At 69.8% G+C, this 14,909-nt stretch carries 12 protein-coding genes; 6 read left to right on the top strand and 6 right to left on the bottom strand.

Annotated features, from left to right (window positions below; genetic code table 11):
- The first annotated feature begins 248 nt into the window (after positions 1 to 248).
- Complete coding sequence (locus tag AC6LKG_RS21565) at positions 249 to 1,772, top strand: winged helix-turn-helix domain-containing protein (protein WP_498167966.1); 1,524 nt, start codon at positions 249 to 251, stop codon at positions 1,770 to 1,772.
- A 252-nt stretch (positions 1,773 to 2,024) separates the two neighbouring features.
- Positions 2,025 to 3,605 carry a threonine ammonia-lyase, biosynthetic gene (gene ilvA / locus AC6LKG_RS21560; protein ID WP_498167964.1) on the top strand — a complete coding sequence of 527 codons (1,581 nt, stop codon included), beginning with the start codon at positions 2,025 to 2,027 and terminating at the stop codon, positions 3,603 to 3,605.
- Here the strand turns inward: ilvA and AC6LKG_RS21555 are convergent.
- From AC6LKG_RS21555 to AC6LKG_RS21540, 4 genes are read right to left on the bottom strand one after another with little or no spacing between them, the layout of a single operon-like run.
- Positions 3,602 to 4,429 carry an ABC transporter ATP-binding protein gene (locus tag AC6LKG_RS21555; protein WP_498167961.1) on the bottom strand — a complete coding sequence of 276 codons (828 nt, stop codon included), beginning with the start codon at positions 4,427 to 4,429 and terminating at the stop codon, positions 3,602 to 3,604. The genes ilvA and AC6LKG_RS21555 overlap by 4 nt on opposite strands.
- Positions 4,430 to 4,433: 4 nt before the next feature.
- On the bottom strand, positions 4,434 to 4,889 hold the full coding sequence (gene azu / locus AC6LKG_RS21550) for an azurin (RefSeq protein ID WP_498167958.1): 456 nt from the start codon (positions 4,887 to 4,889) through the stop codon (positions 4,434 to 4,436).
- A gap of 31 nt (positions 4,890 to 4,920) precedes the next feature.
- A complete protein-coding gene (locus AC6LKG_RS21545) occupies positions 4,921 to 5,997 on the bottom strand; it encodes a FecCD family ABC transporter permease (RefSeq protein ID WP_498167956.1) in 1,077 nt (358 codons plus the stop codon).
- Positions 5,998 to 6,009: 12 nt separating this feature from the next.
- The gene (locus tag AC6LKG_RS21540) at positions 6,010 to 7,131 is read right to left on the bottom strand and encodes an ABC transporter substrate-binding protein (RefSeq protein ID WP_498167953.1); all 1,122 of its coding nucleotides are present in this window, start codon (positions 7,129 to 7,131) and stop codon (positions 6,010 to 6,012) included.
- Positions 7,132 to 7,346: 215 nt separating this feature from the next.
- Here AC6LKG_RS21540 and AC6LKG_RS21535 point away from each other — a divergent pair, with 215 nt between their 5' ends.
- Together AC6LKG_RS21535 and AC6LKG_RS21530 are read left to right on the top strand one after the other, a co-directional pair.
- Positions 7,347 to 8,030, top strand: a complete 684-nt coding sequence (locus tag AC6LKG_RS21535) for a response regulator transcription factor (protein ID WP_498167951.1) — start codon at positions 7,347 to 7,349, stop codon at positions 8,028 to 8,030.
- Positions 7,990 to 9,366: a sensor histidine kinase gene (locus AC6LKG_RS21530; RefSeq protein ID WP_498167948.1), complete on the top strand. Its 1,377-nt coding sequence runs from the start codon at positions 7,990 to 7,992 to the stop codon at positions 9,364 to 9,366. The genes AC6LKG_RS21535 and AC6LKG_RS21530 overlap by 41 nt, the downstream gene beginning before the upstream one ends.
- A gap of 51 nt (positions 9,367 to 9,417) precedes the next feature.
- Here the strand turns inward: AC6LKG_RS21530 and AC6LKG_RS21525 are convergent, their stop codons facing one another.
- Together AC6LKG_RS21525 and kdgD are read right to left on the bottom strand one after the other, a co-directional pair.
- Entirely contained in the window at positions 9,418 to 11,001 is a 1,584-nt protein-coding gene (locus AC6LKG_RS21525) for an aldehyde dehydrogenase (NADP(+)) (protein WP_498167945.1), read from the bottom strand.
- Between the two features lie 61 nt (positions 11,002 to 11,062).
- On the bottom strand, positions 11,063 to 11,977 hold the full coding sequence (gene kdgD, locus AC6LKG_RS21520) for a 5-dehydro-4-deoxyglucarate dehydratase (protein ID WP_059270414.1): 915 nt from the start codon (positions 11,975 to 11,977) through the stop codon (positions 11,063 to 11,065).
- Positions 11,978 to 12,227: 250 nt separating this feature from the next.
- Between kdgD and garD the strand changes: the two genes are divergently transcribed.
- Positions 12,228 to 13,802, top strand: coding sequence for a galactarate dehydratase (garD, locus tag AC6LKG_RS21515; RefSeq protein WP_498167942.1), 1,575 nt, complete (start codon positions 12,228 to 12,230; stop codon positions 13,800 to 13,802).
- Positions 13,803 to 13,847: 45 nt separating this feature from the next.
- Positions 13,848 to 14,825 (top strand): Bug family tripartite tricarboxylate transporter substrate binding protein, encoded by a 978-nt coding sequence (locus AC6LKG_RS21510; protein WP_498167939.1) that lies wholly within the window; start codon positions 13,848 to 13,850, stop codon positions 14,823 to 14,825.
- Positions 14,826 to 14,909 lie beyond the last annotated feature (84 nt).

Genomic DNA, 14,909 nt, shown 5'->3' with positions numbered 1-14,909 from the left:
AACATTGTAATACCGCGCCCCGCCTGGCGGGCGCGGAAATGGGCGCCAATCGTCCAAGGCCTGGGGGCAGGGCAGGAAAAGCCGGCGTTATTGCGCCCAGGAATGGCGCCAAATAGAGCTATCCTGCTGGCTTCGGGCGGCAAGTTATGGCTAAATTCGCCATCCGTCCGCGTCGTGGCGCGGGCGGAAGAGTGAACGGGGCGCAGGATGACGATCGACGTTGCACAGCCCCGTTGCGGGGAGACGCAATGCGGTTTGGCAATCTGTTGTTTGACCCGAAGTTCCGTTACGCCAGCCGTACCGATGGCCAGACGATCCACTTCACGCCGGTGGAAAGTGCGGCGCTGGCTTTGTTGGCCGGGCACGTCGGCCAGATCCTGCCGCGCCAGCGCCTGCTGGACGCGACCCAGCGTGGCGAGGCCGACGCGCTCGAGCGCAGCGTCGACCTGCTGATCAACCGCCTACGTGGCAAGCTGGGCGATTCGGCGCGCGCGCCGCGCTTCATCGCCACCAGCTATGGCGAAGGCTATAGCTGGATCGCCGCGCCCGAAGCGGAACCCGGCGGCGATGTCTACGTCGCCATCGGCCCGGCCGCCGGCCCCGAGGCGTTGCGGACCGAACCGCGGGTCAAGGCCTTCCTGGTGGACCTGGCCGGCGCCCTGCGGGCGCGCCTGCCGAGCGAGCGTGGCGTCAGCCTGCTGTCGCTGGCGGCCGCCAGCGAGGCCCAGGCGCCGTTCCGCGTCGAAGTCGGCCTGCGCCAGGACGAGGCCGGCGTGCATTGCGCCGTGGTCCTGCGCGAGTCCGCCAGCGGCGCGGCGCTGCGGGCAGAGCGCTGGACCATCGCGCCGGCCGACGAGACCTTGGTCGGACGCACCGCCGCGACCGCCTTCGCCGCTTCGATCAAGAGCGAGATCTGGCGCAGCCTGGCGCGCGCCCGGGGCGATGCCGGCCCCACCGACGAACCCATCGAACTGCGCCTGCACCGCGTCGCGCTGTTGCTGTCGCGCAGCCCGCAAAGCTGGCTGGAGTCCGAAGCCGAGCTGGAAAAACTGCGCGGCGAACGTCCGGACGACCCGCAGACCGCGCTGATGTGGGCCTCGCACCTGTATGCGCGGCTGGTGCTGGATCTGTCCAGCGACCCGGGTGTGCTGGAGCCGCAGATCGAGGCGCTGGTGTTCCAGGCCTTGCCGCATGTGCGTGGCGATCCAATGCTGGAACTGGCCGCGGCCAAGCTGCTGTGCTTTGTCAGCCACGACCACCTGGCGCTGGCCGAGGCGCTGGCCGAGGATGCGTTCGCTCGCAGTACCGCATTTGCCTCCGCCTTCGCGGTGCTGGGCCAGTTGCGCCTGAACCAGGGCCGCCTGCGCGAGGCCATCGCGCATTTCGACCAGGGCATCGAACTGGCCGAGACGGATTCGGAATTCCAGGTGTTCCTGATGGTGCTCAAGTGCACCACGCTGCTGGCGCTGGATGACCGCCAGGCCTGCCGCGCCGCCAGCGAGGCGCTGTACCGGACCAAGCCGCTGACGCGGGCGCAGATGGGTTTGTTCCTGTCATCGCCCGACGAGGCATTGCCTGAGGATCTGCGGCAGATCCTGCTGGCGCTGGATGCGGATCTGCTGCGGCGGCTGCTGGCACACTTCGAATACCTGTTCGTGCGGCGTGTGCCGGACGCCGCCGCCCGCAAGAACATGTTCCGCGGCGTGCTGGCGCAACTGGCGCGGCATCGGCCGCTGGACGAACTGCCCGAGCGGGTGCGGCCTTACGGATAGGGCGTCCCTGCGCCGGGCGTTGCTGCACCGCGTGTCCCGATACCGGACGCTCCGATTTGACAAAGCGCCGGGCTTGCGGGAAGCTACGCCCCATGACTTCCCGCGCCATCCGCATTTCGCTGATTATTACCATCATTCCTGGAATGGTGGGTTAGCGCGCGACCGCAGTCAGTCAAACGAACCCGCCCCACGAGGCGGGTTTTTTGTTGCCGCCTCTGCCGGGCGCCGCTTTCCACGCCGCAGAGACGCTCCATGCAACAACCCCAAGCCGCCACCAGTACCGACACCAATACCTTTGCCGCGGGCCACGCCGCGCCCATCGAATACCTGCGCCAGATCCTGACGGCGCGGGTCTACGACATCGCCCGCGAGACCGAGCTGGACCTGGCGCAGGGCCTGTCGCGCCGCCTGGGCAACCGCGTGCATCTGAAGCGCGAAGACAATCAGCCGGTGTTCTCCTTCAAGGTGCGCGGCGCGTACAACAAGATGCGCAACACGCCGCAGGCGGCGCTCGAGCGCGGCGTGATCACCGCTTCCGCCGGCAACCACGCCCAGGGTGTGGCGATTTCCGCGGCCCGGCTGGGCGTGCGCGCCACCATCGTGGTGCCGCAGACCGCGCCGCAGGTGAAGGTGGATGCGGTGCGCGCCCACGGCGGCCCGACGGTGCAGGTGGTGCTGGCGGGCGATTCCTACAGCGATGCCTACGCCTATGCCCAGACCCTGGCGCGCGAGCAGGACCTGACCTTCATCCCGGCGTTCGACGATCCCTACGTCATCGCCGGGCAGGGCACCGTCGGCATGGAGATCCTGCGGCAGCATCCAGGGCGGCCGGATGCGGTGTTCGTGCCGATCGGCGGCGGCAGCCTGGCGGCGGGTGTGTCGGTGTACCTGAAGGCGGTGGACCCCTCGGTCAAGGTGATCGGGGTGCAGACGATCGATTCCAGCGCGATGGCCCAGTCGATCCAGGTGGGGGAACGGGTCAGCCTGGCCGAAGTCGGGCTGTTCTCGGATGGCACGGCGGTCAAGCTGGTGGGCGAAGAGACCTTCCGCTTGTGCCGCCAGTTCCTCGACGAAGTCATCCTGGTGGACACCGACGCGGTCTGCGCGGCCATCAAGGACGTATTTCTGGATACGCGCAGCGTGCTGGAGCCGGCCGGTGCGCTGGCGCTGGCCGGGCTCAAGCAGTACGTCGAGCGCGAGGGGGTGACCGGCCAGTCGCTGGTGGCGGTCACGTCGGGCGCCAACATGAATTTCGACCGCATGCGTTTCGTCGCCGATCGCGCCGAGGTGGGCGAGGCGCGCGAGGCGGTATTCGCTGTCACCGTGCCGGAGGAGCGCGGCAGCTTCCGCCGCTTCTGCGCCGTAATGGGCCAGCGCAGCGTGACCGAATTCAACTACCGCATCGCCGACGCCAACACCGCCCGCATCTTCGTCAGCGTGCAGATCGCGCGCCGCGGCGAGGGCGCGGACATCATGCGCGGCCTGGAGCAGGAGGGCTTCGCGGTCAGCGACCTGACTCACAACGAGGTTTCGAAGCAGCATATCCGCTACATGGTGGGCGGGCGTTCGCCGCTGGCGGGCGGCGAACGGCTGTTTCGCTTCGAATTCCCGGAGCGTCCGGGCGCGCTGATGAAGTTCCTGTCGGCGATGGCGCCCAATTGGAACATCAGCCTGTTCCACTACCGCAACCAGGGCGCGGACTTCAGCTCGGTGCTGGTGGGGATCCAGGCGCCGCTGGCGGACGACGCGGCGTTGGACCGCTTCCTGGCGCAGTTGGGCTACGCCCATTCGGAAGAAACGGCGAACGAGGCCTACCGGCAGTTCCTGATCTAGGCGGCGGCCCGTCCGTGATGGGCCAGCCCATGATGGGCCAACCCGTTATGGGCCAACCCGTCCACATGCACCTGGGGCTGGCCTTGCGGGCAGCGTTCCACCCGCGCCAGCACGCCGTAGGCTTGGCGCAGCGTATCGGGCGTGACCACATGCTGCGGCGGGCCTTCGGCCAGCAGGACGCCGCCATGCAGCAGCAGCGCATGGTCGGCGTGGCGCAGCGCGATGTTCAGGTCGTGCAGCACCACCAGCGTGATGAGCCGGTGGCGGACGGTCTGGCGCCGCAGCACGTCCATGACGTGGAACTGGTAGTTCAGGTCCAGCGCCGACAGCGGCTCGTCCAGCAACAGCAGGCGCGGCCGCCGCACCAACGCCTGCGCCAGCGAGGCCAACTGCTTCTGGCCGCCGGACAGCTCGTCGAGGTAGCGGCTGGCGAGATGGCCGATGCCCAGTTCGGCCAGCACCTGCATGGCGTCGCGCATCAAGGCGTCGCCGCCCTGGCGCGCGCGGCCCGAGCGGGCCGCCACCAGCACCGACTCCAGCACGGTCATGTGCACGCCTTTGGGCAGGGCCTGGGGCATGTACATGGCGTGCTCGGCGCGGCGGACCGGAGAGAGGCCGGCGAAATCCGCGCCGTCCAGCCGCAGGTCGCCGCCCAGCATGGGATTGAGCCCGGCCAGCGTCTTGAGCAGCGTCGATTTGCCGCTGCCGTTCGGTCCCAGCAGGGCCGTCAGCGTGCCTTCGGGCAGCTGCGCCGCCCGCAGGCCGCGCAGCACCGGGCGGTTGCCGTAGCCGGCGGTCAGCGAGCGGATCTCCAGCGAGGCCATGGCGTCAGGGCTGCAGCGCCAGCGTGCCGCGCATGTGCTGGGCGTGGGCCGGAAACGAGCAATAGAAGGTGTACGACTGGCCGGTGGCCAGGCGGCTGACCGGGAACGTGACGGTGGCGGTTTCGCCGCCGCCGAGCATCGGCGTCCTGGCCAGGATGCGGCCATCGCCGGGCGCCAGGAAGTCGTGCGCCGCGCCGGCCTTGATGCCGTCGACCATGACCGCGTCAATGTCCTCGGTCTTGGTCAGCACCCAGTTGTGACCGGCCTTTTCCTTGCTGTTCTTGCCGGTGTGGATGAGGCGTACCGTGAAGTCCTTGCAGGTCGCGGGCACCACGATGTGGTTGGGCGCGAACTTCTTGCCGGGCTGGCCTTCGACGTCGATGCCGCAGGCGGGATCGGCGGCGTGGGCGGCGCCGGTGGCCAGCAGGGCGACGAGGGCGAGCGGGTAACGGGTTTGCATGGGAAGGCGTCTCCGGGGTCAGGTTAAGGCGTCAACCACGCTTGAGGGCGCGGATGACGATGGTGAGGAAGAAGGGAATGCCGACCAGCGAGGTAACGATGCCCACCGGCACCAGCGCGCCGGGCAGCACGGTTTTGGAGGCAACCGAGGCCAGTGACAGGATCAGCGCGCCGGCCAGCGCGCTGCCCGGCAGGTAGTAGCGGTGGTCTTCGCCCAGCAGCAACCGGGCGATGTGCGGCGCCACCAGGCCGACGAAGCCGATGGTGCCGACGAACGACACCGCCAGCGCCGCGAGCGCGCTGACGCGCAGCAGGCTCACCAGCCGCAGGCGCTTGACGTCGATGCCGAAGCTGGCCGCGCGCTCCTCGCCCAGCCGCACCGCCGTCAGCTTCCAGGCGTCGCGCAGCGAATACGGAATCGCCAGCGCCAGCGCCATGGCCATCGCGCCGACCGTGGCCCAGTTGGCGCGCGCCAGGCTGCCCATGGTCCAGAACACGATGCCTTGCAGCGCTTCCTCGCTGGCGATGAACTGCAGCAGCATCACCAGCGCCTGGAACGCATACACCAGCGCGATGCCGAACAGCACCACGCCCAGCGTCGAGCCGCCGCGCCAGCGCGCCACGCGTTCCAGCACCAGCGCCGACACCAGCGTGCTGGCGAAGGCCGACAGCGACACCACCATGCCGGGCGGCAGCGCCGGCAGGTGCCAGTCCAGAGTGATGGCCAGCGAGGCGCCGAACGCGGCCGCGGCCGACACGCCCAGCGTATAGGGGCTGGCCAGCGGGTTGTCCAGCATGGTCTGCATCTCGGCACCGCCCAGGCCCAGCGCCAGGCCCACCAGCAGCGCCATCAGGGCGTAGGGCAGGCGGAAGTTCCAGACGATGACGCGGGTGCCGGCGTCGGCGGCGTCGGGGTGCAGCAGGGTGCGCAGCAGGTCGGCGGGCGCCAGGCCGGCCGGGCCGGTGGCGATGTCGGCCAGCAGGCTGGCGACGATCAGCGCGGCCAGCGTCACCACCAGCAGCAGGCGCCGCCTGCGGGTGCGGCGATAGTCGGCAATGGGGTCGTCCGGCACGCCACTGGCGGCCGGGACGCTAGCGAAGGTCTGCATGGGTAGGGCGGGTCAGTGGGCGGCGGGCGCGGTCCAGTAGGTGCCAGCGCCGTCCACGTCGAGGAAGTCGCGGTACAGGGTGTCGAGCGTGGCTTGCGGGTCGAGCGCGGCGGCGCGTTGCGGATACAGCCACTTGGCCATGGCCTCGATCGCTACCACGTTGTAGGGCGAGTTGTAGAACGCATGCCAGATGCCGAAGGCGCGGCCGCGCTTGACGGCGTCCAGGTCGCGGATGCCGTCGCGTTGCAGCAGCGTCGACAGACTGGCGGCGGAGACATTGGCAATGGCGCCAGGGCCGGCCAGCAGGCCTGGGCGCCCGGGTTCGGAGCGGCTGCCGGTGGCGATGTAGACTCGCGGCTGGGCTTGCAGCAGGAACTCCATGCTGATGTCGCCGATCGCGCCCGGCAGCACCGGCGCGGCCACGTTGACGCCGCCGGCGGCTTCCAGCAGGTCGCCGAAGCTGCCGTTGCCGGTGGTGTGGCAGCAGGCCGGCCAGACGCCCGCCAGCATTTCAACGAACACGCGCGGGCGCTCGTTCCGGGGCACCGGCGCCACCAGCTCGCGCACCTTGGCCATGTGCGATTCGTAGAACGCGATATAGCGTTCGGCCTGGTCCGCGCGGTCGAGCGCCTGACCGAGGATGCGCAGGCTGGGCACGGTGTTTCTGACCGGATGCTGGCGGAAGTCGATGAAGACGACCGGAATGCCGGCCTGCTGCAGCGACGCGATCATCGGGTTGTTGCGGCCCGGGCCATGCCCGCTCAGGCTGAAGATGGCCACGTCCGGCTTGAGCGAGACGATCTTCTCCGGGCTGACGCTGGCTTGCGAGGTGGTGCCGATCAGCGGCACCTCGGCCGCTTTGGGGAAGCGCTTGATCAGTTGCTGCCAGGAATAGGGGTCCTGCTGCCTGAGTTCGCCCTGCCAGCCGACCACGCGCGCCACCGGGTCGGCGCGGTCCAGCAGCGCCATGGCAAAGATGAAGCGGCCTTCGCCCAGCAGCACCCGCCGCGGATGGTCGGGCACCGTGACGACGCGGCCGGCCAGGTCGGTCACCTGGCGGGCCTGGGCGCCGGGCAGGGCGCAGAGCAGGGCGGTGGCGGCCAGCGCCGCGCGGAACATGTTTTTCAAACGCATGGGGAGGTCCCGATCCAGTGGCCACGTCATGCCCCGCGGGCTTGCGGGTAACGCGAACCATTCCTATCGGCAGGCAGTCTCCGCCATCCGGGTTCAAGAATTCGTTAAGACGCGCGCCGGGTTGTGGCGGCAGCGCCGCGAACCGATGGGCGTCCATGACCGGATCGCGGCCGCGCTTACAATCTGAGATTGATTTCCATTCTCTGCTCCGCCCCATGCGCGTTCTTGTCATCGAAGACGACCCCGATATCCTCGCCAACATCACGCACCACCTGACGCGCCGCGGCTACATCGTCGACTGCGCCGAGGACGGGCTGCGCGGGTACGCCATGGCGGCCGAGGGCGGCTTCGACCTGATCGTGCTGGACCTGATGCTGCCGCGGCTGGACGGCTACGACCTGTGCCGGCGGCTGCGCACCGAGGCCGGCTGCGATACCCCGGTCATCATGGTGACCGCGCGCGACACGCTGGACAACAGGCTGGCGGGTTTCGACGCCGGCGCCGACGACTACCTGGTCAAGCCGTTCGCCCTGGCCGAACTGGCGGCGCGCGCCAAGGCGCTGCTGCACCGCGCCAGCGGCGCCGGCGCGGCGCGGGTGCTGCGGGTCGGCGACCTGACGCTGGATATCGGCACGCTGGCGCTGGCGCGCGGCGGGCAGGCGCTGCGGCTGCCGCCGTCGCCGCTGCAACTGCTGATGCTGCTGATGCGCGCCAGTCCGGCGGTGGTGCACCGCGGCCGGCTGGAAGAGGCGTTGTGGCGCGATTCGCCGCCGGACAGCGACAGCCTGCGCACCCACATCCACCAGATCCGCCAGGTGGTGGACAAGCCGTTCGCCACGCCGCTGCTGCACACCGTGCATGGCATCGGCTACCAACTGCGGGCCGGCGACGATGCGTAGCGCGCGGCGCGGGCTGGCGCGCTACCTGGTGCGCACCTACCTGCTGCTGGCGCTGCTGGTCGGCGGCGCGCTGACCTGGGTCTCGATCTGGAGCGTGAATACGCTCGAAGTCCACCTGCAGCGCATCGACATGGGCATGGCGGTCGAGCGGGTCCGCGGCGACTTCCTGGCCGGCATCGACCCGGGCCGGCCGCACCGGTTCTTCCATGGCGAGCCGGGCAGCGCGGCGTTTCCGCAATGGTTGCGCGGGCTGGCGCCAGGCTTTCACAAGATCGAGCGCGACGGCCGCGTCTGGCACGTGATGGTGGACGACAAGGACGGCCAGCGTTACATGCTGCTGCGCGACTACACCGAGTACGAGCGCAACCAGTCCGCTTCGCACTGGACCGTGGTCAGCGGCCTGGCCGGCGGCCTGGTGCTGGCGTTCGTGTTGGGCACGCTGGCGACGCGGCGCATGCTGCGGCCGCTGGCGCGGCTGGCGGCGCAGGTCACGGCGCGTGGCGCGCAGCCGCCCCAGACCCGCCTGGCGGCGGACTATCCGCCGGACGAGATCGGCCGGCTGGCGGACGCCTTCGACGCCACCTACAACCAGCTCGAACAGGCGCTGCGGCGCGAACAGTTGTTCACGGCCGACGTCGGCCATGAGCTGCGCACGCCGCTGATGGTGATCTCCAGCTCGTGCGAGCTGCTGCTGGACGAGCCCGGCCTGGACGCTGAGGGCGCGGCGCGCGTGGGCCGGATCGCCACGGCGGCGGCGGATATGGGGGAGAGGCTGGATACCTACCTGATGCTGGCGCGCGGGCGCGACGCTGGCGGCCAGTTCGCCCACACCAGCGCCAACGAGGCCGCACGCGAGCAATTCGCCGCCTGGATCGCGGTGGCGCAGCGGCGCGGCATGACGTTGGCGCTGGAGTCCGCGGCGCAACCCGGTGCCGGGCAAGCCCCGGCCGATACCTCCGAAAGCGGCACCGCGGCCGGCGCGGCAGCGCCACCCAGACACCCGCCGCGTTTTCCGGCGCCGCTGCTGCGCGCACTGCTGTCCAACCTGATTCGCAATTCGCTGCAATACGCCGGACCCGGCGCGCGCGTGACGCTCAGCGCTGGCGCCGACTATCTGCAAGTGGCCGATGACGGCCCCGGCATACCATTGGAAAGTCAGCAGGCCATCTTCAGCCCCTTCGTGCGCGGCGCGCAGCCGGACGCCGGCAACCTGGGGCTGGGCCTGTCCCTGGTGCAGCGCATCTGCGAGCACCAGGGCTGGCGGGTTTCGCTGCAATCGGCGCCGGACCGGGGCAGCGTGTTCCGGGTGGATCTCGCACCAGCAGCCCGGCCATGACGTTCACCACCGCCGAAAACGGCGCTGGCACGAGGGCAATGGCGCCCGCCGTCAGGCGTTGCCGAGCACGCCGTCGGTCATGCGCGGCAGGCCGAGCGGATTGGCGCGCTTGAGGCCGTCGGGCAGCAGCGCGTCGGGCAGGTCCTGGTAGCAGACCGGACGCAGGAAACGGCGGATGGCGGTGGCGCCGACCGAGGTCGAGGCGGGGTTGGAGGTGGCCGGGAACGGGCCGCCGTGCACCATCGCGTGGCAGACTTCGACGCCGGTGGGATAGCCATTGGCCAGGATCCGGCCGGCCTTGCGTTCGAGCACCGGCAGCAGGCCGCGCGCGAGGTCGGCGTCGGCGTCGTCCACGAACAGGGTCGCGGTCAACTGGCCCTCCAGATGCTCGGCTACCGCGCGCATCTGCGCGGCATCGCGGCACGCCACCACCAGCGAGGCGGGGCCGAACACCTCGGCCTCCAGCTCGGGCGAGGCCAGGAAGCGGGTGGCGTCGGTGCCGAAGACGGCGGGGCCGGCGGCGTTGGCGGCGGGCCGCGAGGCTTCGCCGCGTCCAAGCGTGGCGACGCTGGCGTGGCCGGCCAGGGCCTGCTCGCCCTGCGCGTAGGCGGCGAAGATGCCGGGGGTCAGCATGGTGGCGGCGCCCTTGGCCTGCACCGCCTGGCCGGCGGCCTGGCGGAAACGCTCCAGCGCCGGGCCTTCGATGCCGATCACCAGGCCGGGGTTGGTGCAGAACTGGCCCACGCCCATGACCAGCGATTCGACGAAGCCCTTGGCGATGGCTTCGGCGCGCGCCTCCAGGGCGGCGGGCAGCAGGAAGACCGGGTTGATGCTGGACATCTCGGCATACACCGGGATCGGCACCGGGCGCGCGTTGGCGGCCGCCACCAGGGCCAGGCCGCCGCGGCGCGAGCCGGTGAAGCCGACCGCGGTGATGGCCGGGTGCGTCGCCAGCGCGGTGCCGATCTCGTTGCCGGCGCCGAACAGCAGCGAAAACACGCCTTCGGGCAGGCCGTGCCTGGCCACCGCCTGCTGGATCACGCGGCCCACCATTTCGGAGGTGCCGGGATGGGCGTTGTGCGCCTTGACGATCACCGGGCAGCCGGCGGCCAGGGCCGATGCCGTGTCGCCGCCCGCCACCGAGAACGCCAGCGGGAAGTTGCTGGCGCCGAATACGGCCACCGGGCCCAGTGGCACGTTGGCCAGGCGCAGGTCGGCGCGCGGCAGCGGCTGGCGGTCGGGTTGGGCGGGGTCGACGGTGGCGTCCAGGAAGTAGCCGTCGCGCACCACCCGCGCGAACAGGCGCAGTTGGCCGACCGTGCGGCCGCGCTCGCCCTGCAGGCGGGCCAGCGGCAGACCGGTTTCCAGGTGGGTGCGCTCGATCAGCGCATCGCCCAGCGCCAGGATGCCTTCGGCGATGCTTTCGAGGAATTGCGCGCGGGTCTCGAGCGGCGCGGTGCGGTAGGGGTCGAACGCGGCGGCGGCCAGCTCCGCGGCGCGCGCCACGTCCTCGGCGGTGCCGGCGCAGAAGCCGGGTTGCAGCGGCTCGCCGCGGGCCGGATCGATGGCGTGCAGCGGGGCGCCGGCGCCCTTTACGGACTGGGCGCCGATCAACATATTGCCGGTCAAGGTCATGAATCTCTCCGAATGAAAACGCCCCCGGAACGGGGGCGAACAGATGTGGCGCGTCGCGGGCCTATTGCGGGCCCAGCTTGCGGATCAGGGCGTCGAGCATCTCCAGTTCCTCGGGATGCAGGTCGGTCAGCGGTGCGCGCACCGGGCCGGCATCGTGGCCGACCAGTTTGGCGCCAGCCTTGACGATGCTGACGGCGTAGCCGGCGCAGCGGTTGCGGATCTCCAGGTAGGGCAGGAAGAACTCGTCGAGCAGGCGGTTGGTGGTGTCGTGGTCGTTGGCCGCGATGGCGCGGTAGAACTGCATCGCGGTCTTGGGCACGAAGTTGAAGACGGCCGACGAATACACCGGCACGCCGAGCGCGCGGTAAGCGGCGGCATAGACCTCGGCGGTGGGCAGGCCGCCCAGGTAGGAGAAGCGGTCGCCCAGCTTGCGGCGGATGCGGACCATGGCTTCGATGTCGCCGACGCCGTCCTTGAAGCCGATCAGGTTGGGGCAGCGCTCGGCCAGGCGGGCCAGGTGGTCGGCCGACAGGCGCGACTGGGCGCGGTTGTAGACGATGACGCCGATCTTGACGGACTTGCAGACCTGCTCGACGTGGTCGGCGATGCCTTGCTGCGAGGCCTCGGTCAGGTAGTGCGGCAGCAGCAGCACGCCCTTGGCGCCCAGGCGCTCGGCCTCCTGGGCGTAGGCGATGGCCAGGCGGGTCGGGCCGCCGGCGCCGGCCAGGATCGGCACCTTGCCGGCGCAGGTAGTGACGGCGGTGCGGATGACATCCGAGTATTCATCGGGGGCCAGCGAGAAGAACTCGCCGGTGCCGCCGGCGGCGAACAGGGCGGTGGCGCCGTAGGGGGCCAGCCATTCCAGGCGCTGGGCATAGGTCTTGGCGTTGAAGTTGCCTTGCGCGTCGAAATCGGTCACAGGGAAGGAAAGCAGTCCTTCCGAGACGATGGCCTTGAGTTCCTGCGGCGTGGTCATGGGCGAAATCCGTTGAAGGCGGCCGCAAGGCAGGCGGGTTGCCGGGCGATCGCGTGTGAATAGGTACGTCATCGTACAACATGATTTTGGGCCGCTCAAGCGGCATCCGCGCCGCTCACGCTTGGGAACCTTTGCATAAACCTGGGGAAATCCGCAATGCGGTCGGACGCAACTGCAGCGATAATTCGCCTGGTTGTACGATAACTTACCAGGAGCCGCGGATCGCGGCGTTGCTTTCAGAGGATCCCCCATGTCGTTCGCGCCTGGCCAAGCGCCCGTGCTGATCAAGATTCACCCCCAGGACAACGTGGCCATCGTCGCCAATGACGGCGGCCTCCCGGCCGGCACGGTGCTGCCGGACGGCCTGGTGCTGGCCGAAGCCGTGCCGCAGGGCCACAAGGTGGCGCTGTGCGACCTGGCGCAGGACGAGCCGGTGCGCCGCTACAACGTGGTGGTGGGCTATGCGGCGCGGGACCTGCCACGCGGCAGTTGGGTCAACGAACGCGTTACCACCATGCCCGAGGCTCGCACACTCGACGATCTGCCGGTGGGCACGCGCACGATCGCGCCGCCGCCCGCGTTGGAAGGCTACACCTTCGAGGGCTACCGCAACGCCGACGGCACGGTCGGCACGCGCAACATCCTGGCCATCAGCACCACCGTGCAATGCGTGCAGGGCGTGGTGGAACACGCCGTCGAACGCATCCGCCGCGAGCTGCTGCCGCGCTATCCCAATGTCGACGGCGTGGTCGGCATCGAGCATACCTACGGCTGCGGCGTCGCCATCGATGCGCCAGGCGCGGCGGTCCCGGTGCGCACGCTGCACAACATTGCCCGCAATCCCAATTTCGGCGGCACCACCATGGTGGTCAGCCTGGGCTGCGAAAAGCTGCAACCCGAGCGCCTGCTGGCGCCGGGCGCGATTCCGATCCGCGCGGGACAGGGCCTGGCCGGTGGCGAGGGCGTCGACACCATCGTGTTGCAGGACGATGCGCACGTCGGCTTCGAATCCATGATCGCCAACATCATGCGCACGGCCGAACGCCACCTGGAAACGCTGGACCGCCGCCGCCGCGAGACCTGTCCCGTGTCCGACCTGGTGGTGGGCGTGCAGTGCGGCGGCAGCGATGCCTTCTCGGGCGTTACCGCCAACCCCGCGGTGGGCTTTGCCGCGGACCTGCTGGTGCGCGCTGGCGGCACAGTCATGTTCTCGGAGAACACCGAGGTGCGCGACGGCATCGATCAATTGACCGCGCGCGCAGCCACCCCGGAAGTGGCCCGGGCGCTGGTGCGCGAGATGGCCTGGTACGACGACTACCTGCGGCGCGGAGGCGCCGACCGCAGCGCCAACACCAGCCCCGGCAACAAGAAAGGCGGCCTGTCCAACATCGTCGAGAAAGCCATGGGCTCGATCATCAAGTCCGGTACCTCGAACATCGACGGCGTGCTGGCGCCGGGCGAACGGCTGACGCGCAAAGGGTTGATCTTCGCCGCCACGCCGGCCAGCGACTTCATCTGCGGCACCCTGCAATTGGCAGCCGGCATGAACCTGCACATTTTCACCACCGGTCGCGGCACGCCTTACGGGCTGGCGCAGGTGCCGGTGATCAAGGTCGCCACCCGCAGCGACCTGGCGCGGCGCTGGCACGACCTGATGGACGTGGACGCGGGTCGCATCGCCAGCGGCCAGGCCACCATCGAGGAGGTCGGCTGGGAATTGTTCCGGCTAATGCTGGACGTGGCCAGCGGCCGCCGCCAGAGCTGTGCCGAAAAACTCAAGCTGCACAATGCGCTGGCACTGTTCAACCCCGGACCGGTGACCTGAAGCGCGGCCCGGCAACCCACCAACGACAACGACAACGGAGACAACATGGATTCCAACAGAAGGCATCTGTTGGCCGGCGCGGCCGCGCTCGGCCTGGCCCGGCTGACGCCGGCGTGGGCCCAGGCCGAGGCCTGGCCGAACCGGCCGCTACGCATCGTGGTTCCGTATCCGCCGGGCGGCTCCTCCGACATCATCGCGCGCATCATCGCGCCACGGCTGGCCGACGCCCTGACACAGACCGTGGTGGTCGAGAACAAGCCCGGCGCCAATGGCAACCTGGGGGCCGGCATCGTGGTGCAGTCCGCGCAGGAAGGCCATACCGTGCTGCTGTGTGACGTCGGCGCCCTGGCCATCAGTCCGTCGGTGTACACCAGGCTGTCGTTCGATCCGTCCAAGGACTTGCGGGCGGTCAGCATGCTGGCGTATTCACCGCACGTTCTGGCGGTACACCCCGATGTGCCGGCCAGGACCGTGCCGGAACTGGTGGCTTTGTCGAAGAAACAGCGGCTTAACTTCGCCGTCACGGCCATCGGCAGCGCGCCGCACCTGGCCGCGGTGGCGGTGCAACAGGCCACCGGCGCGCAGTGGGAGTACGTGCCCTACAAGGGCGGTTCGCAGGCCGTGACGGACACCATCGGCGGCCAGACCCAGATCATCATGAACGGACTGCTGGCGACACTGCCGCACATCAAGAGCGGCAAGCTGCGCGCGATCGCGATCTCCAAGAAGGAGCGCATGCAGCTGGTGGCCGGGATCCCGACGATTTCGGAGCAGGGCGTGGCGGGCTTCGAGTCCGGTACCTGGCAGGGCGTGATGGCGCCGGCGGCCACCAGCGACAAGAACGCCAATCTGCTGGCGACCCTGATGGGCCGGATCGTCAATCAGCCCGAAGTGACGTCGCAGTTGAACGAGCAGGGCGCCGAGATAGTGGTGCGCGACCCGGCGCAGTTGACGCAGTTCTTCAACAGCGAGCGGGCGCGCTGGGCCAAGGTGGTGCAGAGCGCGGATATCCGGCTGGATTGAGGCCGGCTGCCGGGCCGCCGCATGGCGGCGCGGCGTTGGAATGACAACGGCCCGCCGGTGCCGGGCACCGCACGGGCCGTTGTC

This window comes from Achromobacter sp. 46006 (assembly GCF_059761975.1).
This window is presented reverse-complemented; position numbering and strand designations above follow the sequence as displayed.